This window comes from Pseudoalteromonas sp. MMG005 (genome assembly GCF_018101015.1).
Taxonomy (GTDB): Bacteria; Pseudomonadota; Gammaproteobacteria; order Enterobacterales; family Alteromonadaceae; genus Pseudoalteromonas; species Pseudoalteromonas aurantia.
On the sequence record NZ_JAGJEK010000016.1, the window covers coordinates 1 to 18,812 of the forward strand.

An 18,812-nucleotide genomic window follows, 5' to 3' on the forward strand; every position below is an offset into this window, starting at 1 on the left:
CACATTTGGTAGTTCAGTAAAGATCACCTTGCTTGGTTTGCCTACTGTGGCTATCTTCACTGCGCTTTTACCCGCATAAGCATTCTTTATGCCATCAAGGTAATCTAGACCATCTTCATAGCTGGGTGTGTCTGCGCGCGTCACCACATACCCGTCTGCATCCGGTTGGCGCAGTGCGCCAAATTTGAATGCACCATTACGGTCGGTGTTGGTGCTCAATGAAACAGCGTTGCCGAACTTATCTTTACCGCTCAGCGTGACAGCAAGGTTGGTGATCGCCAGATCTTTACTTTCCTTCACGCCATTTTGATTGCCATCGACAAACACTACGCCTTCAACACTTGCGTCACCTGCAAGTGACGTTTCAGCAAATAAATTTCCAGACGATGATTGATTTGCAGTAAGCGTGATATTACTGATCACATCACTGTTGTTGCTTCCAGATATAATGCTGTTATTGCGACTATCAAACCCATCTTGATAACCCGATAATTGACTTTGCTTAGACTGTTTTAATTGATAAGTGCCTGCTGATAAATCTTCAAAAACAAATTCGCCGCTAGTGCCGGTACTTTTTAACAACGGGCCAATGTTTTTACCTGCGCTCTCGGTACCACTTAATTCAATAGTGATGCCTGAAATCCCCGAGTCTGTTGCCGCTTGTAATACGCCATCATTATTTGCGTCGAAGAATACCTGCCCAGAAATATTTCCTTTACTCAAAGGAAGTGTTAAGTCATCTCGATTATTGCTAGAGTTAACATCAAACCCTTTGGTTTCAATCCATGCATCGTTGTATAGAGTGTTACTGGCAGGCACTGATATTAGTTTAACGGGGATGGTCGCTGTTAAAGATTGCCCTTTTGCGATTGTATCGACAGTACACCTTACCCGGGTTTTCGCGCTCGATTCGCCTGATTTAATCGCTTGGTCGGTCACACAACGTCCACCAGCAATTGAAGGAGTGCCAGCCAATTCAAGGTCATGGCTTAAATAATCATAAATGATATTATCTGCGGCATCACCAGGACCCGCATTTCCCACATCGAGAAAGTAATTAAAAACGCTGCCCACAGCGACTTTGCTCAGTGAGGCCCGTTTTATTAAAGATAAATCAACTGCAACTCGAATAGAAGTTTGCTCAGCCTCACTATTATTTGCAGTGATTGGGTCATTTTCATTAGAGAAAATACGCGCTGTGGTCGCACTCACTTCACCGGTTGTTTTTGGCCGCGATAACACTTTAAAATACAGATATCGCGTATAAATATTATCCTCAGAGCCATATCTATTTTCGCGTAATTCAAACTCAGCCAAATCATTCCCTGAGTTTTCAGGTCCTTTACAGGTAATGGTGTGTGCAGAAGAAATCACTGTATTGATACTATTACATCGTGCTTGTGCCGCAGTACACCCCGTTTTTGCACTCCCATCACATAAAAACTGAAGCTGTTTATCTGCACCTGATGGTGTCATGGTAAAATCGTAACCTACACCACTGGCAACCGATAAATCGCCGGTATTATCAAACAAATATTCAAGATCAACTTTATAAACCAACACATTATCTAAAGAGCTCGGAAAGGCACGAGGAACCGGGTACCATGCCACAGGATCCGTAACATCATTGTTTTCAATTTTTAAGTTGGCATTTCGCACATTGACCTGCAGTGAGGTTACTTTTGTGTTGTTATCTATATTAATATCGTTATCAATATTGGCCGCTGTAATGTTAGATGTGCTGGCCAATATCCAGCTTTTTCTGTCATGGTAACTTTTTGGTCGCAGTTTAATCGTGACAGTTTGAACTTCATTTCCAGTCAAAGTGCCTATCGGGCAACTCAGTACATTACTGGCATTAAAGCTACATATATTCACTTGTCCTGCCCGCGAGAATACACTACTTATAAATTGAAACGTTCTCCCAAATGGCGGCGTAAAGGTGTGCTTTAGCACCACGTCAGTTGCTGTCGTGGCACTCATATTCGACACTTCGAGGGTTAACAAAGCCTCATCGCCACTTAAAATAGGAGCTGTAGCATACGAGGCGAGTGTAATACCTACATCAAATTTCGGCACAACCGACACAGATGCATTGCTTTTATTATTACTGGTATCTGTATCGACATGGGTTGAAGAACTGACCTCAACAAGGTTGTTTAAATTGCCATTGACGGTAACGACGGGTCGACTCACATACATGGTTAAAATTAACTTGTCGCCAACTTTAAACTGTTGGCTATTACCTAGCCGACAAGTTATGGTGCTTACGGTATCTTGGTACTGACCAGCATCACTTCTTGCACAACTAAATGTTGCGCCAAGCTGGCTACTTGCGCTCGCTGCAAAGCGAATACCTGTTTCAACATTGCCTTTTTTTGCTTTAAATGTACCCGCAAAAGTATCTTTAATTAATAACGCACTGAGCCCATCACCCGTGATGGTGTCACCACTGATATTCTCAACCACTATTTGATAACTTAGCTCATTTTGCACCGCTGATAATTGACTCAGATTGGCTGTTTTAGTGACTTTTAAATCTGCAGACACCGCTGAGCGAATTGTTGCTGACTGCTGAGCACTACCCGGTAATCCATTGTGATCCGTCACGGTTGCGGTATTCTTTAAATCCCCTAACTGTTTCGCATTAGTGGTAATGGTTAGCACGGATGGTGGATTTACCCTATTGACTGGGATCCCCTGCCAACTGCCGGAAACAAATTTTTGATATAGGCAAGTTACTGGTGTTTTGGCCGTTTTATTTGGAAGGCTACAATGCCAATTTGGTCCATAATCCCCAGTTTCAACGAAGTGTTCACCATTATCTAGCTCATCCACAACTTTTAAAGTTCCTTGCGTTGGATGATCTGTCATATTGAAGATTTTGATTTCACTACTAATATTCTCACCTCGACTAACCAAAGCGGTATTTTTTGTCGTCGATGCAAATTTATGCTTAGTGACAGAGAGCTGCATAGGGTTAACAGATCCATAGCCCCAACCTTCGTAAGTAGCGGTTAAATCCGTTGCCAATGAGCCATGCTTTACCACTGCAACATTTCGAGGTCGTTTATTCTCATAAGGGCTACGAGCAGTGATCACCACTTCAGCATTTGCACTACCACTGATATCACCCGTACACTTCACCTCATCAGGGCCTTGCTTTGGACACGTCCAACTATCGCTATTATTACTTTTTATAACGGTAACTGATTCTGCTTTATAACCATTAAGTAATGTATCGGAAACTTCAACACCAACCGCCTTCGCACCACCTGAATTCGTTACTTTGATCTTAAATTCAAAGCGTTTCCCCATGTAATTTTTATTGTCCCATTGCAAATTGCTCGACTTGATGACGCTCAGTGCCGGTTGTGCAGCAACCGTTTTAAACACAGCTGAGGCTGCCACCGACTCATTACTACTGTCGTTTGAATCAAAGACAATATTGGCGCGATTAGTAACATTGGCATTAGAGACCGAGGCCTTTACCTTGGCCACAATTGTGGCGCTTATAGTATTATTAGCTGCTAACTGCGCTGTGTTTGGCGTACACACAACCTGACTGCCTGCAACTTGATAACTACACATAAAAGCCGTTGAAGAGTAACTGACAAAATCGACACTATCAGGCAAGGCGTCAGTCAGTGTTTTTACCGTCAAAGTTTGTGCTGAAGCATTGCGTGCAGTTAATAAAAAAGTGAGGGTGTCATGAGCATAATATGCTGATTTTGCTGCGCTAATAGACTTAGTCAAGGTCATCTTCGCGGCAGTGCTTTTGACAATTTTGATTTGTGCACTGGCGGTATTATTCGCTTGATTGCGATCTGTGAGATTCGCCGATACCAACGCATTATTTGTGTACGTTGCCTCGGTATTTGGTGCTTTGGCGGTAACTTTAAGCGTATCGCTCACTCCTGAGGCAACCGCCGTTTTATCACATGTAATTTTAGGTTGCGCCCCAGCCATATTAACCGAGCAACTCCAACCACTGGCTTGTGCCACTGCCACATCACTGATTCCTGCGGCGAGTGTTAAAACAAATCGCGCAGAAGCAACCGTGTTTGGTCCATTATTCTTCGCCACAATTTGATATTGGTGCGCTTCATTTGGCGTTAACGAAAGAGGCCCCCAGTAAGAAGGTGTGCCATTGCTTTTTAACGCTTTAAGCTCTACTGCCACATCTGCATGTTCTTTAACTTGATTGCTTACACTGGCTTGATTGTCCGCGCTATTAATTTCTGCCGTTGCACTGCTTACACTGGATGTCGCTGTTACCGTACCACTGCCCAACTGAGATAACTTTGCTTTGATCACCAACGATTGTGATGCACTCACTGCAAGCTTATTTAAGCTACAGGTTAAAGTTTGTGAGCCGCTACATGACCAACCATTACTATTGCTCACCGACGCTTCAACCCAAGTTGCATAACTGGGAAGCACATGCTTTACGGCAACATTCGTTGCCTCATCTGGGCCATTGTTAGTAATGTTTAGGGTATAGGTATAGGTTTCATTAATATAGACTTGTTGAGGCTCTGAGCGTAACGATACAATCTGTAGGTCGGTACCCGCCACAATAGAGGTATTCTGAGTTTCTGCGTTATTTTGTAGTTTACTCGCATCCTCATTCGATGCCGAAACTGACACCTCGGACGCAATGGTTTGTGCGGTATCTTTACTGGTTTTTATCGTAAATTGAACGCGTTTTCGCTTATCAAGCACATCAGTGCCGTCAATACTGACCCAATTACACTCAAGACGACTTTGAGCTGCATTAAACTTACAGACAGCGTTGTCACTCGAAACAAAAGAAGTGGTGACTGGAATAGGAAAAATCAGTTGGACATTGTTAGCGACATCTTGCTCGACATTTTCAAAGTCAACTTGATAACGTATTTGTGCGCCGCGTGGTACCTTAGTATCTAGGTCAATAAAGGTAGATATTTGCAAATCCACAGCAAATACCTGAACGCTGACAAGTATCAACCACAATGCACAAAACAATCTCTTCAAGTTAACTACCCCTAGATACTACATATTTTGAACACATTTGTGTGTTTCAATTTAAAGTACGAAAAACGGCGTAGATTTTATTGATTATAGGTACTGTAATCCAGTGTAATTTTGCGTTTTTATGGATATTAGTAAGAAAAGAATAAGGCTTTAGAATAAAAGCCCTACTTAAGACGTGTTTGTATTTTTTAGGCTACAACTTTAGAGTGTACTGCCTGAAGCGCAACAATGCTTTCTTTAGCGAAACTATGCAACGCTTGCCAGTCAATTTTTTCTCCTCGTTGCAGTAACTCACTGGCCAACTTTAACTCTTGACTAAGTGCTATCATGCCAAGCTCTTTGCTCTCTTGCCCTACGTGTATTAATTTATCATTCAATATATCGTTCGCTTTGATATCCGCCAAGCCTTGTAATTGAGCAAACTCATAATCAAAGGTGTCTGGTAAGTACTGTAATTTGGTACTTAAAAACTTGACGTCCAACGATGTGCTTAATTGACGTAATACATCTTCATCAACTAGTGCGCTATCCAGCACTTCAGTACTTTGAGCTGTACAAACTTGTTCTAACACAGCAGATAAAGTACTTTGCGATACGGGCTTACTAATACAATACGTAATGCCATGTTCAAGATAAGCTTGCTGAGCCTGTTCATCAGCATCTCCAGTGAGTGCAATCACAGTGGGCGACACTGATAAATTCATCAAGCTAAACTCATCAACAAACCAGGATAAACCATGACCATCTGGTAAGTGCATATCTAGAAGAATAATATCGAACGGCTGCTGAACAACTTTTTTACTTGCCTGTGCTAAATTATGAGCAAATACAAAATGTGCGCCTAATTCCGTTAAATAATGTTTAAGCACTTCTCTATTTAATAGATTGTCTTCAACAACCAAGATATTACAAGCCAGCAGACCATTTTGATGGTTAGTATAACGCTCTGTTATGCCAATATTAATGGTGGGATCAATTCGCTCCAGTAACAATTCAAAAAAGAACTCGGTACCACACCCTACTTGACTACGAACCCGCAGCTCTCCATTCATATTTTCAACTAATTGCTTACATAGGGACAAACCTAGCCCAGCCCCTTGTGCAACCGTTTGCTCTGTCGACACCGTCACAAAAGGCTCAAAAATATTAACTAAATCATCATCGTTTAAACCAACCCCCGTATCTGACACAAAGAATTGCACACTGTGATGGTTACTTCCTACTTGTTCAGACTTAACGGTGACAGTAACGCCCCCCTCAACCGTATACTTAATTGCATTTGAGAGTAAATTTTTCAAAATAAGCGTCAATGATTCCTTATCTGCTAAATAACTCTTTACAGACAATGCGCTTGTATCTAACGCGACGGATAAGTGCTTTTCTTTCGCTAAAGGTGATAATAAATCAATAATTTCTTGTGATACTTGTTGAATATCAACAATCGTGAGCTCATGAGGTTTGGTCTCACCTTTTGCTTGTAACAGCACTTGATTAGCCAAATCTGATAATGACATTGCAGCTCCAGTGATAATATCGCATAACTGGGCGTGCTTAAGGGGTTCTCTAGGTACGCTTTTAAGCATTTCAGCATGACCCACAATCGCATTGAGTGGTGTTCTTAATTCATGGCTAAGTAAGGTCAAATAGCGACCTTTTAGCATAGATGCTTTTTCAGCCGCTTGTTTTGTCTGTTCTACCTGCTCGGCACGTCGACTACTACATAATAAACTCAGAGAAAAGCAGAGTAATAAAGGGATTGCAATCACTGTTATGGTAAAGAGCTGATTACCAAAATTATTGGTCTGTAAGCTATCTGATGGCTGATATCCATCCAGCATCAATAAACGTAACGTAAAAATAACTAGCATGCCGATACATGCTAGTAAAAATGTCCACCGTGCAATAGTTGCTTCCGTGAGCTCGCTGACTTTACTTTGAAAAAGAGCATGAATACATAACCCGAGCGACAATGCCCAAACCAAATAATTTAAACACACTCTCACTATGAAGTTTGGATCAATAAAAGTGAACCAAGTATATCCAGCGAGGTGAATTAACGACAATAATACCCACGGCCAATATTTTGATTTTATTTGAAAAAACCGTTCAGTTCCAAGAGTCAAAAAAACTAACCCTAGCAATATCAGGTGATTAGCAACAAAAATACGCCAAAAGTCTGTTAATTGTGGTTGAGAAATCAATATGCAAGCTATCGCAACGCTGGTTACAAATAGCATCCACTGTTTGGTGCCTGCAATCGTGCGATGAATTAACCAATTCAATAACATAAACACCCCACAAACCGAAGTTGTGAGTGCTAATACTGGTAAAAGTAATTTTGGTTCTAACATCTAGCACTTAATAGTTAAGAATTAAGGATGAGTATACTATCAAAAAACATACCAATAAAAAGGTATTTTAATAAAAAGGTCGCTTTTAAATTAACATTCCCAAAACCAAACCGTACAAATTAGCAACAACTTTCCCTATAACCAACCTTTTTGCTGCGCTATTCGAGCAGCATCAATGCGATTCGTTGCATTGAGTTTAGCGATCGCGTCTGATAAATAGTTTCTGACTGTGCCTTCACTCAAAAACAACGTATTGGCTATTTCTGCTGTTTTATACCCTTCGCTTGCCAAACGTAATGCTTTTCTTTCTTTACTTGATAACGGATCTTTTTCATCCAAAGCGGTGAGTGCCAATTCAGGATCTATGACCCTCTGGCCACATATGACTTTTTTTAGAGTGCTAATTAAATACTCACTTGGCGCTTCTTTTAACACAAATCCTCTTGCACCACTGTCCATGGACCTTCGAATATAGCCAGAACGAGAAAAGGTCGTCATAATGACCGTATGACACTGCTCTTCCTTTTTTTGAATATACTCTAGTAATTCTAACCCTGTCATATTTGGCATTTCAATATCGGTTAATACAATATCAGGAGTCACAACAGATAAATGCTTGATAGCTTCGAGCCCATCAGCCGCTTCTGCAACTACTTCAATATCACGATCTAAGCTCAGCAATGCACTGATCGCTCCGCGTACAAGAGCTTGATCTTCAACTACCATCACTCTAATCATGCCACAGCTCCTGAAAACTCTACCTTCACGGTGAACCCTTGTTCAATATTAATGTCCACAATAGCACCGGCTTGTTGTGCTCGTTCAATTAACCCGGAAAGCCCATTCCCGTGGGTGAAAGATTCAACTTTACCATCATCACTTATGCATAGTTGCACTGTGTTTTGCTGAGTTAATTTTAAATTTACTTCTCTTGCATTACTATGGCGCAGTATGTTTGTCACCAATTCTTTGGCAATAAAACATAAAGCACTCTCCTGCTCTGCCCCCATAGTTACCGACTCCACTTGCTGAACCACGTTAAATTGTGCCTCTTTCAAACGCTGCTCTAGCAAATTCAACTGCGCGTATAAACCAATTTGCTTTAATCCAGATACCGCTTCTCGTACATCACTGAGTAGCGCACGCGCCAAAGTCGCTACTTGTTGAGATTCATCGCTGGCTTTTTCTTGCAACCCCGCATGGCACAACTTACTTGCTAACTCAGCTTTAAGTGCAATGCTAGATAAAGAATGGCCTAACGTGTCATGTAAATCTCGCGCGATCCTTTCCCGTTCTGCAATCGCTGCCAATTGCTCTAATTTTTGCTGATTTTTTTGGTGTAATAGTCGATGGACGCGCTCCCGATGCTCCATTAATCCAAAACTAAATAAACCAACAGCAATGAGAGCCGAAGGTGCCCAAAAATAAAATGGCTCAGTGGTTATTAAAAACTCACTACTGAAAAAAATAAAGAGAAATAGCACCCCCAACATCAAGAAATTATACGGACGCCGGTAATTAAAACCACACAGCGGCGCTATATAACCAAACAAAGTGCTCGTTCCTGATGTAACAAGCGTGCCACAACTCGTCAGTAGCAACATCAGTATAATAATGGGCGTAACCTTAGTTCCTGGTGTATGTAGACCTGCACAATATAGAGCAACAAAACCTATATATATAAGCAATTGTGCAAGTAAATTTTGCCAACCTATCTCACTCCACTGACCTATTATTGGTAAAAAGTAAAACAATGAAAATATCAACGGACCAAGATTACGAAAAAACTTACTCGGATCTGCAAGTGTCATTTTATCTACAGGGAAGACAGGTTCCATAACCCAACTTTTTATTAAGATTCAAAGAGTCAGTAACATATCAAAAATAACATAAAACGTTTAGTGACAATGGTCACCTAGTTCGTAATAATCTAAACAAAAATAGACAGACTGGTTATGCGCCCAGAACAAACATCCCTACTTTATTTGCACACAGCAGTACTTTTATTTGGTGGTACGGCATTATTTTCAAAATTAATTAACCTATCCGCACTCGATATCACTGTATACCGAACCGCTGTTGCTTTTATAGCCCTCACAGCCTTATTAATCGTACAACGTAAACGCATTAAGCTTAAAAACAACCAGGATTATCTCGTCGCCACCTTGTTGGGTGTAGTTGTTGGCCTGCATTGGCTCACCTATTTTGCAGGTATGCAAATGGCGGGAATAACCATTGGCATTATTGCCTTTTTTACCTACCCTGTAATCACCGTCTTTTTAGAACCCCTGTTTACCAAGAAACAAATTCTGAAAAAAGATATTGTGTGTGCCATTGTCGTATTAAGTGGTATTTACCTGCTAGTACCAGAAGCCAGTTTAGGGAACCAGATTACATTAGGTATCGTAACAGGCGTCAGTTCAGGCGCACTATTTTCACTGCGGAACTTACTACAAAAACGCTATTTTTCTCATTATGGTGGCCCACAAACTATGCTATATCAAACGCTGGTCGCCAGCGTCATGTTATGCGCTTTTGTGAGTGTGCCCCCAGTTGAGCTCGAACAGATCGACTTATATTTAATTTTATTAGCGGGCGTAGTCTTTACGGCACTACCGCACGCTCTTTTTTCTAGTAGTTTACGCCATTTGTCTGCAACAACCGCTGGGTTGATTTCTTGTTTACAGCCCTTGTATGCAACGCTTTTGGCCTTTATTCTATTACTAGAAACCCCCAGTGTTGCAACTTTAATTGGTGGCTTACTTGTTGTTAGCACTGCTTTTTTTGAAACTTGGTCTGTTACAAGGAAAAAAGTATAATGCATATTTTTGCTCATCGCGGTGCCAGTGGCAATTACCCAGAAAATACTCTATGTGCAATTGAGGCTGCTTTACAAGCCAATGTTGATGGTATCGAATTAGATGTACAAAGTTGCCAAGATAATTACGCCATTATTCATGACACTTGGTTAGATAGAACCACTTCAGGTCAGGGGAAGGTTAATACAACTTCGCTCGAAACAATTCAATCATATGACGCAGGTATGGGTGAAACAGTCCCAAGTTTACAGCAAGTACTCAGCACCATAAGCACCAGAACAATTATCAATTTAGAACTCAAACATACCTTTGAGCTAAACAAATTTGTATCATGCATTGAGCATAACATTAGCAATGGCACATTAACACGTTCCCAACTTCTCATATCCTCCTTTGACCATCATCAATTATTGTGGTTAAAGCGGCAGCTGCCTTGGGTTAAAATTGGAGCACTGACAGCTTCAATCCCATTACAGTATGCACAATTTGCTCAACAGTTAAATGCCTATAGTATTCATATTGATAAAAACTTTATTAATCATGAGTTTGTTCACGATGCAAAACAAAGAGGTCTAAAAGTCTATGTGTATACTGTCGATAAGCAACAAGATATCGAAGATATGCTCCATCTCGGTGTCGACGGTATTTTCAGTAATTATCCTTGTTATGCGAAAATGATTTTAGCGCGTTCAATGAATAAATAATCCACACTGTTCTATAATAAAAGAAAATGGCACAGTGAAGAGCCTAAAATGAGTCTATATATGAGTATATATAATCAAATCGAACAATCTTTTTTCTTTACTTTATCTCGCAAGATATTTGGCAACCTCAGTTTCGTCTTTTCTTTTCAGATCCTCACTTTGTTTTGGTTGTACCATGAAATCAATGATAATGACCAAGCATTAAACTGGTTTTGGATAATGGCATTTGGTGCTGTTGCTGGCTTTATTTTCACCTTATTCTATATGCGGTTTTTAATCGTTCGTCCTGTTCGAGCCATGCGAGACACACTTCAACAAATAAACCGTCAAGAGGGTAACCTCAATGCAAAATTACCGCACTTTACCTATGATGAATTTAGAGAGCTGAGCGAGCAATACAATACCTTCACCCATAACTTGAGCCAATTACTTGCCACTACATACGAAAGTGCTCAAACCGCAGCGAGCAGTAATCAAGATGTCACACATTCAATGGAACACACTGCCAAATTTGGTGCCCAACAAATACAGAACAGTGACTCTATTATTGCTGCCAGCGATCAGGTGACCCATAGCCTACAAAGTATTGTTGGAAATACAGATCAGGTTTATCAGGCGAATACTGAAAGTTTAAAATTCGTAAAAACATCGTCAAATTCACTGGCCGCACTAGTCGGTGAAGTAAAGCAAATTACCACGTTACTCGGTAAATTCTCTACAACGGTCTCAGGGTTAAAAGAAAATAGTGAGAACATTCGTAGCATTTTAAAAATGGTTGAAGAGTTTTCAGATCAGACTAATTTATTAGCCCTAAATGCTGCTATTGAAGCAGCGCGTGCCGGCGAAGCTGGACGAGGGTTTGCCGTGGTTGCCGACGAAGTGAGAACATTATCAGTTAAAGTAAATGAAGCGACTCGGCAAATTAGTGACTTCATCAATCAAATGAATACTCTAGTAGGGGAAACAAACCAAGAGTCGGAGCAACTGATCAACCACTCTCAGGGAGCTGAGCAAGCGATCAGTAAAACGTCTCAAGGCTTTACTGATATGAGCCGTGAATTTGAACGGAATCAGGCACAATTAGAAGACATTGTTAGTGCGGTACACCAACTGGAAGCAACACAAAATCGCACTCATCAAACCGTGCAGAAAATTGTTGAGCTAGGCCAACAATCAAAGGCACAAATAGATGATGCAGTCACGCAGTGCCAACAAGCACAATTACGTACTGAAGCCACGCAAAATGAATTAGAACGCTTTGTATAGCATTTGATATCGCGCTAAGCACGCGCTATATCAAATGCGATGACTTCTTTAATTGATGCTTTCTTCGTTGCAAGCATGACTAACCTATCAATACCCAATGCCACCCCAGAACATCGCGGTAGTCCATGTGTTAATGCTGCCAAAAAGCGTTTATCAATATCAACAGGTGTTAACCCCATTTCATTTCTTAATTTATTGTCTTGTTCAAAACGGGCCGTTTGCTCTGTTGCATCCGTCAGTTCATTAAAACCATTCGCCAGTTCCATTCCCTGATAGTAAAGTTCAAAACGCCCGGCGACCCTAGGATCCTTAGTACATAACTGCGCCAACGCAGCTTGCGATGCTGGAAAGTGATACACAAAGCAAGGAGCTATTTGACCTATATTGGGCTCTATCTCCATGCAAAACAGTAGCTGTAATAAAGTATCTAAATTCGTTTCGGTATCAGCTATATCAGCATAACCATACTTTACTGCAATCGATTTCAACTCATCTAAGTTCACCGATAATGGGTCTATACCTATAATATCCATAAACACTTGTTGGTAAGAAATCGACGTACATGGCTGACAATTAAGAATGTGTATCATCAGATCATTGATCTCTGCCATCAAAGCAAACTCGTCGAAGTCTGGGCGATACCACTCCAACATCGTAAACTCAGGATTATGGTGTTTACCCGACTCCTCATTGCGAAATGCTTTGCCTATTTGATAAATAGCTCCACTGCCTGCGGCAAGCAACCGTTTCATAGCAAACTCAGGAGATGTTTGTAAATACAGAGGTAATCCGGTGCTATTTCCCGGCCCAACAAACTCCGTGGTAAAAGTCGCCAAATGAACATCGGTTACGCTGGCAGCACACAAGCTTGGCGTTTCAACCTCCATCACGGATCGTACGTTAAAAAACGCACGAATTTTTCCGAGTATTTTGGCTCGTTCCTGCAGTGTTTGAATTTCACAACTCGGGGCCCACATATTATCAGACATGGTGTTTCCTTTATTTACGTGCATAAAAAATCCCAGCCAAAGCTAGGATTTTTATCATTAATATCGTGTATTACTTAACACGACCTTGATATTCATTAGTACGCGTATCAACTTTAATGACTTCACCAATTTGCACAAACAAAGGCACTCGTACTACGGCACCTGTAGAAAGTGTCGCTGGCTTGCCACCCGTTCCGGCAGTGTCACCTTTTAGACCTGGGTCTGTTTCTGTAATTTCTAGTTCAACAAAATTGGGGGGAGTGACTGCAATTGGGCTGCCATTCCACAATGTAATGGTACATACATCATTTTCTACGAGCCACTTTACATTCTCACCAACGGCTTTTTCATCCGCAGCAATTTGCTCAAATGTGTCGTTGTTCATGAAGTGCCAAAACTCACCATCTGTATATAGATAAGCTAATTCTGTATCCATCACATCAGCACCTTCCACTGAATCACCAGATTTAAAGGTTTTTTCTAATACCTTACCAGAGATCAATTTACGGATCTTAACACGGTTAAACGCCTGACCTTTGCCTGGTTTAACCATTTCATTTTCTAAGATGGCACATGGTTCACCATCTAACATAATTTTTAAGCCGCCCTTGAACTCGTTGGTGCTATAATTCGCCATCGTATCCTCTAACTGTCTTTTTCGAGTAAGTAAACTTGCTAATGATACAAACAAATGAAGTAAATTTGCAGAGCAACTGGCAAAAAGAATTGGCAAATGTGGTCACAAACCCTAAATCACTAGTAAAAATGCTGGGTTTAGAGGCGCATTTTAATGCAAATGACTTGGAAGCTAGGTCCTTATTTCCAGTTCGAGTTCCTTTACCCTTTATCAAAAAGATGCGCTATGGTGATCCTAGTGATCCTCTATTGCTACAAGTGATGCCACTACATAAGGAGTTTTTAACCAAGGCTGGTTTTAATAAAGATCCTTTAGAGGAGCAACAAAGTGCCCAACCAGGATTGTTGCACAAGTATCGCTCTCGTCTTTTACTGATGTTAAAAACGGGTTGCGCTGTAAATTGTCGCTATTGTTTCAGACGGCATTTCCCTTACCAAGAGAATCAGCTCAATAAGCGAACCCTACTCGACTGCATTGATTACCTTAAAGCACACCCTGAAATAAATGAAGTGATTCTCAGTGGTGGTGATCCGCTTATGGCGAAAGATGACACAATTGATTGGCTATTAAATGAGCTGGAACAACTTCCCCAATTAAAACGCATCCGAATTCACAGTCGGTTACCCGTGGTAATACCGAGTCGAATAACATCTCAGCTTTGTACACGCCTCGCTGCTAGCCCCTTAAAAGTGATCTTCGTTAACCATATTAATCACCCGAATGAAATTGACGATGACTTTATCGACGCGATGACAATGCTCAAAGCCGCAAACGTCACTTTATTAAACCAAGCTGTATTACTAAAAGGTATAAATGACTCAAGTGAGATACAAGTCGCATTAAGTGAACGATTATTTGAAGCGCATATTTTACCGTACTATCTACATGTATTAGATAAAGTTGAAGGTGCCAGCCATTTTGATATTGAACAAGCCCATGCGCGAGAGATAATGGCGAGTATGCTTGAAGAATTACCCGGATTTCTAATGCCTAAGCTTGTGAGAGAAATCGGTGGCAAAACAAGTAAGACACCGATTGATTTACAGCTACAGTAACTTCATCGTTTACACATATGTATTAATGTTATTACCTAACGTTGCTGTGGTTGATTTTGCGGGGCTTTGTGCGCTAGCACTTGACCCTGCGGCTTCAATCAAAGCAAGGGCAGCTTTACCATCTGCTTGCTGTTGCTTTTTGGCCATAGAAGCGCTGTAAACTTCGCCACTAGGGCCTGCTCCAGACATCGCAGGAAGGTTATTTCCAGAAATATTCATTGGCATATACCTGACTTTTTAAGTGAATCCACGTAGACTATCGGCCGTTTAAGCAACAACTTTAGGAAAAATATGCACGCTGTTATTGAAAAACTCAATGAAAATTTAAAAGTGGTTTATCGTCAAGCACTTGATGCAGACAAAAAATTAGATGAGTTGCAGCAGCAAGGTCACGGTAAATTTAAAGCTTTATTCACTGAAGAAGCCGGCTTTACTTTTGAAGCGAAGCGATTTAAGCCTTATGTGTTAGATGTTGCCGCCGATGTTGAAGCATTAAGTCATCACGAAGAACTTGATCAACACAAGCTCACCCTTGCGGTCACTAAATTACAGAACTTATTAAAGCTGCTTGCTACGTTTAAATAATCATTGTTAGTCGCTTAATACCGTAAAAGGCCGCTAGGCCTTTTTCATCTTCCTTCCCAGTTACGCAAAACCTTGCTCAAAAGATTCCGTTAACAACTTCAAGTGTTTATTGGTAATCATTAAATATCCATCTACGCTATGTGAGGTATATCAATTTATATTTTCACGGAAGGACTATGCAACGTCGTAAGCATTGGCGCTTCTCTGTACGGATCACGGTCGTCACATTATTTGCCGTGGTCTGTAGCATTGTTGCCGCCCTCACAGTTACACTTCAGTACTACAACAGTATTGCCCAGTTAGAGCAGCAAACCGTTCAGCAGTTTGATCTATTTGCCACGAGCGCAAAGCAAACAATTCATCAAAATGATTTAGCGGCAAGTAGAATGGTTGATATGTTGGCACTCACACCCAATATAGAACGGCTAAATGACTCACAAAAATTACGCCTTCTCGCAGAACTCATCGCTACTAACCCTGCAGTAGAGGGTATCTACTTTGCAAACGACAGTGGAAGCTTTTTCGAGGTCATTAATCTCAAAAATAAAACCCTAAAACAAAGTTATCGGGCCTTAGAAAACGATGCCTGGGTGATCATGCACATTGATGGGCTACGTAGTCCAAATCAGCGTAAACTGTCATTTTTTAATTCCGAATTCGAATTGAGCTCAACACGTATTGAGCCAACAAACTATAACCCCACTAAACGCCCTTGGTATATTAATGCTAAAAACGTAAGTCAGCGAAGCACGCCTTATTTGTTTCAATATACCCAAATACCTGGTGTTACTTACTTTAGAAAGTTGCTCAACCAAAACGGTGTTATTGGCCTTGATATTCCTCTTCATGCTTTAGCTGGTAGCTTAGAGCGCCAAGTCAAAGGGTTTGCTGGTGAAGCCTATTTGATAAAACCACAAGGGGACATCATCGCCACTAATCGATTAAATAATAAAGCGCAAATGACGCCCATGCCCCCGATGCAACTCACTCACCAGCAAAAAGAGATTATCGCACGCCATTCGCCATTAACCCTCTCTAATGAAACGGATTGGTTCCCAGTTGATTATGCCGTTACGGGCGAACCAAACGGCTATGCGGTAGAAGTTATGAGACAAGTTGCTGCATTACTGCAGCTAGATGTTAAATTTATCAACGGTTATAGCTGGCCTGAATTCATTCATCGCTTTAAACAAGGCAATATCCACGCTTTAAACGCCACTTTTGATAATCCAGAAAATCAGCAACTCGGTATAGTGAGTAACCCTTATGGTAATCTAAAATTTGCTTTAATTTGGCCCAACAACGCTATGGATATTACTTCTATTGCACAGCTAGGCGGTAAAACATTGGCAGTTGCTGAAGGTTGGTCTGTTATTCAACCGATTAAAGATGCTTACCCTACCATAGAGATACTTGAAGTTAACACGACCATCGATGTAGTTAACGCAGTGCTAAATGGTCAAGCGGATGTCGGTATTGAAAGTGATATAATCGTACGTAACTTACTCAATGAATATGCGCTTAGCGGCCTCAAGGTCAGTAATGCATTTTCATTTGCTCAGGCAAATGTGAAATCTTCCATTCACTTACTACTTTCACACAACAAAGCAGAATTGATGCCACTCATTAATTTAGCGATTGCTCATCTCAGTCCTGACTATTTAGCTCGACTCGATGAAAAGTGGCTTAATGAAGAAGCGAATAGTCATGAAATTGGTCGAATTGTACCTTACTTATCTTATATCAATACGATGCAAAGCACGCAATTTGGCGCATTGCACCACTTTATCCATCAAGGTAAGAAGAAATTAATCTATGTTGATATGCTTAAAAGTGCGATGTCATCAGAGCAATTGATTGTTTTTGTTATCGATCAACAAACTTTATTTGCACCAGTCTATCATAGTGTCACCACCAGCAGCCTCATTACTCTGCTCGTTGTTACTATGTTATTACCACTGACTTGGTTGTGTGCATCGCCCATTGTTAAACCCATTACTGAGTTACTTGAAATGACTCACTTTATTCGAGCTCATGACTATTCTCAGGTTAAAGTGATCCCCAGTAAAGTCATCGAAGTAACGAGACTCTCATTGGCAATGAAGCGTATGGCTGATGAACTCAAACGTCATGAATACGCGCAGCGTAATTTAATTGATTCTATCATTAAGTTGATAGCGCAAGCTATTGACGAAAAATCACGATATACCGCTGGACATTGTAAACGAGTGCCTGAATTAGGTGAAATGTTGGCCCAAGCTGCGTGTGATAGCCATGCTAAACCCTTTAAGCACTTCTCTTTTAATAATGCGCAACAATGGAGAGAATTTAAAACTGCAGCTTGGCTACATGACTGTGGAAAAATAACCACGCCTGAGCATATCGTAGATAAAGGATCAAAACTTGAATGTATTTATAATCGTATTCATGAAATTAGAATGCGCTTTGAGGTGCTATATCGCGATGCAGAAATAAAATACCTTACCTTATCAGCAAAAGACCCTGAACATTCCATTAACTATGCACACCAAAAAGCACAAACACAACAACAGCTATTTGACGACTTCGCTTTTATCGCGAACGCCAATATTGGCAGTGAGTTTATGTGTGACGCTGACAAGGCAAAAATACACACATTGGCCGCACAAACTTGGGTGCGTCATTTTGATGATAGTCTGGGTCTAGCACCATTAGAAGCGCTTCGCTATCAACGTTCCCCCCCCTCAGAACTCCCTGCGGTAGAGTCATTATTAGCAAATAAGAACATACATATCGTCGAACGACTTGAACCTTATCAGTGTGCTGAACATTTTAATATTAAAATGTCGGTTCCTGATAACCTGGCCAATAGAGGGGAAATATATAATCTGTGTATATCTCGGGGTACACTAACTGCTGAAGATAGGTTTAAAATCAATGAACATATTATAAGCACCATAAAAATACTCGATAGCGTACCGTTTCCTCCTGAATTGGCCAATGTGCCACGTATCGCTTCAACGCATCATGAAACAATGCGAGGCGATGGTTACCCTAGGCAACTGTCCGCAGAGGATCTCTCTATACCCGAGCGAATCTTAGCCTTAGCTGACATCTTTGAAGCACTAACAGCGGCGGATAGACCATACAAAAAAGCCAAGCCTCTAAGCGTGGCACTGAAAATACTGCATACCATGGCTATCCAGCGACATATTGATATTGATGTATTTGAGTTGTTTATTACCAGTGGCGTGTATCTAGATTACGCACGTCAATTCTTACCGCCAGAACAAATTGACGATGTCGACATTAATGCACTACTGACGATTAACGAGCACGACCAAAAAAGCGCTCGCTTCAATTAGCCCCACAAAATGCAAAAGTGATAGAGACTCAGCTCTATCACTTTCA

The 18,812-nt window shown here is 41.0% G+C and carries 13 protein-coding genes; 6 read left to right on the forward strand and 7 right to left on the reverse strand.

The features are described 5' to 3' along the window. The 4 genes from J8M01_RS13540 to J8M01_RS13555 all read right to left on the reverse strand — a co-directional run. A partial coding sequence (locus J8M01_RS13540; RefSeq protein ID WP_211058362.1) for an SdrD B-like domain-containing protein occupies window positions 1-4,959 on the reverse strand: 4,959 nt, incomplete at its 3' end. Window positions 4,960-5,204: 245 nt separating this feature from the next. Continuing rightward, a complete protein-coding gene (locus tag J8M01_RS13545) occupies window positions 5,205-7,367 on the reverse strand; it encodes an ATP-binding protein (RefSeq protein ID WP_211058363.1) in 2,163 nt (720 codons plus the stop codon). Between the two features lie 135 nt (window positions 7,368-7,502). Continuing rightward, window positions 7,503-8,105 (reverse strand): response regulator transcription factor, encoded by a 603-nt coding sequence (locus J8M01_RS13550; RefSeq protein WP_192505928.1) that lies wholly within the window; start codon window positions 8,103-8,105, stop codon window positions 7,503-7,505. Continuing rightward, window positions 8,102-9,205: a sensor histidine kinase gene (locus J8M01_RS13555; protein WP_211058364.1), complete on the reverse strand. Its 1,104-nt coding sequence runs from the start codon at window positions 9,203-9,205 to the stop codon at window positions 8,102-8,104. Before J8M01_RS13555 ends, J8M01_RS13550 begins: the two co-directional genes overlap by 4 nt. Window positions 9,206-9,322: 117 nt before the next feature. Here J8M01_RS13555 and J8M01_RS13560 point away from each other — a divergent pair, with 117 nt between their 5' ends. From J8M01_RS13560 to J8M01_RS13570, 3 genes are read left to right on the forward strand one after another with little or no spacing between them, the layout of a single operon-like run. Continuing rightward, window positions 9,323-10,186 carry a DMT family transporter gene (locus tag J8M01_RS13560; RefSeq protein ID WP_211058365.1) on the forward strand — a complete coding sequence of 288 codons (864 nt, stop codon included), beginning with the start codon at window positions 9,323-9,325 and terminating at the stop codon, window positions 10,184-10,186. Then, on the forward strand, window positions 10,186-10,890 hold the full coding sequence (locus J8M01_RS13565) for a glycerophosphodiester phosphodiesterase family protein (protein ID WP_211058366.1): 705 nt from the start codon (window positions 10,186-10,188) through the stop codon (window positions 10,888-10,890). Before J8M01_RS13560 ends, J8M01_RS13565 begins: the two co-directional genes overlap by 1 nt. A gap of 60 nt (window positions 10,891-10,950) precedes the next feature. Next, complete coding sequence (locus J8M01_RS13570; protein ID WP_247671135.1) at window positions 10,951-12,156, forward strand: methyl-accepting chemotaxis protein; 1,206 nt, start codon at window positions 10,951-10,953, stop codon at window positions 12,154-12,156. Window positions 12,157-12,170: 14 nt separating this feature from the next. On the opposite strand, the gene epmA is transcribed toward J8M01_RS13570, so the two are convergent. Further along, window positions 12,171-13,145: an elongation factor P--(R)-beta-lysine ligase gene (gene epmA / locus J8M01_RS13575; RefSeq protein ID WP_211058367.1), complete on the reverse strand. Its 975-nt coding sequence runs from the start codon at window positions 13,143-13,145 to the stop codon at window positions 12,171-12,173. 70 nt (window positions 13,146-13,215) lie between these two features. Next, window positions 13,216-13,782: an elongation factor P gene (efp, locus tag J8M01_RS13580; RefSeq protein WP_192505934.1), complete on the reverse strand. Its 567-nt coding sequence runs from the start codon at window positions 13,780-13,782 to the stop codon at window positions 13,216-13,218. Window positions 13,783-13,823: 41 nt separating this feature from the next. Between efp and epmB the strand changes: the two genes are divergently transcribed. Continuing rightward, window positions 13,824-14,837 carry an EF-P beta-lysylation protein EpmB gene (gene epmB, locus J8M01_RS13585; protein WP_211058368.1) on the forward strand — a complete coding sequence of 338 codons (1,014 nt, stop codon included), beginning with the start codon at window positions 13,824-13,826 and terminating at the stop codon, window positions 14,835-14,837. 9 nt (window positions 14,838-14,846) lie between these two features. Here epmB and J8M01_RS13590 read toward each other — a convergent pair whose 3' ends face one another. Beyond that, window positions 14,847-15,056, reverse strand: a complete 210-nt coding sequence (locus J8M01_RS13590; protein ID WP_210996781.1) for a hypothetical protein — start codon at window positions 15,054-15,056, stop codon at window positions 14,847-14,849. Window positions 15,057-15,128: 72 nt separating this feature from the next. On the opposite strand from J8M01_RS13590, the gene J8M01_RS13595 reads away from it, so the two are divergent. Together J8M01_RS13595 and J8M01_RS13600 are read left to right on the forward strand one after the other, a co-directional pair. After that, a complete protein-coding gene (locus J8M01_RS13595) occupies window positions 15,129-15,422 on the forward strand; it encodes a prephenate dehydrogenase (RefSeq protein WP_192505937.1) in 294 nt (97 codons plus the stop codon). A gap of 176 nt (window positions 15,423-15,598) precedes the next feature. After that, a complete protein-coding gene (locus tag J8M01_RS13600; protein WP_211058369.1) occupies window positions 15,599-18,766 on the forward strand; it encodes an HD domain-containing phosphohydrolase in 3,168 nt (1,055 codons plus the stop codon). Window positions 18,767-18,812: the final 46 nt, after the last annotated feature.

Bases quoted from the DNA above. Each gene is read 5' to 3' on its own strand.
- J8M01_RS13545 (WP_211058363.1), bottom strand. From the start codon at position 7,367: ATGTTAGAACCAAAATTACTTTTACCAGTATTAGCACTCACAACTTCG.
- J8M01_RS13550 (WP_192505928.1), bottom strand. From the start codon at position 8,105: ATGATTAGAGTGATGGTAGTTGAAGATCAAGCTCTTGTACGCGGAGCG.
- J8M01_RS13555 (WP_211058364.1), bottom strand. From the start codon at position 9,205: ATGGAACCTGTCTTCCCTGTAGATAAAATGACACTTGCAGATCCGAGT.
- J8M01_RS13560 (WP_211058365.1), top strand. From the start codon at position 9,323: ATGCGCCCAGAACAAACATCCCTACTTTATTTGCACACAGCAGTACTT.
- J8M01_RS13565 (WP_211058366.1), top strand. From the start codon at position 10,186: ATGCATATTTTTGCTCATCGCGGTGCCAGTGGCAATTACCCAGAAAAT.
- J8M01_RS13570 (WP_247671135.1), top strand. From the start codon at position 10,951: ATGAGTATATATAATCAAATCGAACAATCTTTTTTCTTTACTTTATCT.
- epmA (WP_211058367.1), bottom strand. From the start codon at position 13,145: ATGTCTGATAATATGTGGGCCCCGAGTTGTGAAATTCAAACACTGCAG.
- efp (WP_192505934.1), bottom strand. From the start codon at position 13,782: ATGGCGAATTATAGCACCAACGAGTTCAAGGGCGGCTTAAAAATTATG.
- epmB (WP_211058368.1), top strand. From the start codon at position 13,824: ATGATACAAACAAATGAAGTAAATTTGCAGAGCAACTGGCAAAAAGAA.
- J8M01_RS13590 (WP_210996781.1), bottom strand. From the start codon at position 15,056: ATGAATATTTCTGGAAATAACCTTCCTGCGATGTCTGGAGCAGGCCCT.
- J8M01_RS13595 (WP_192505937.1), top strand. From the start codon at position 15,129: ATGCACGCTGTTATTGAAAAACTCAATGAAAATTTAAAAGTGGTTTAT.
- J8M01_RS13600 (WP_211058369.1), top strand. From the start codon at position 15,599: ATGCAACGTCGTAAGCATTGGCGCTTCTCTGTACGGATCACGGTCGTC.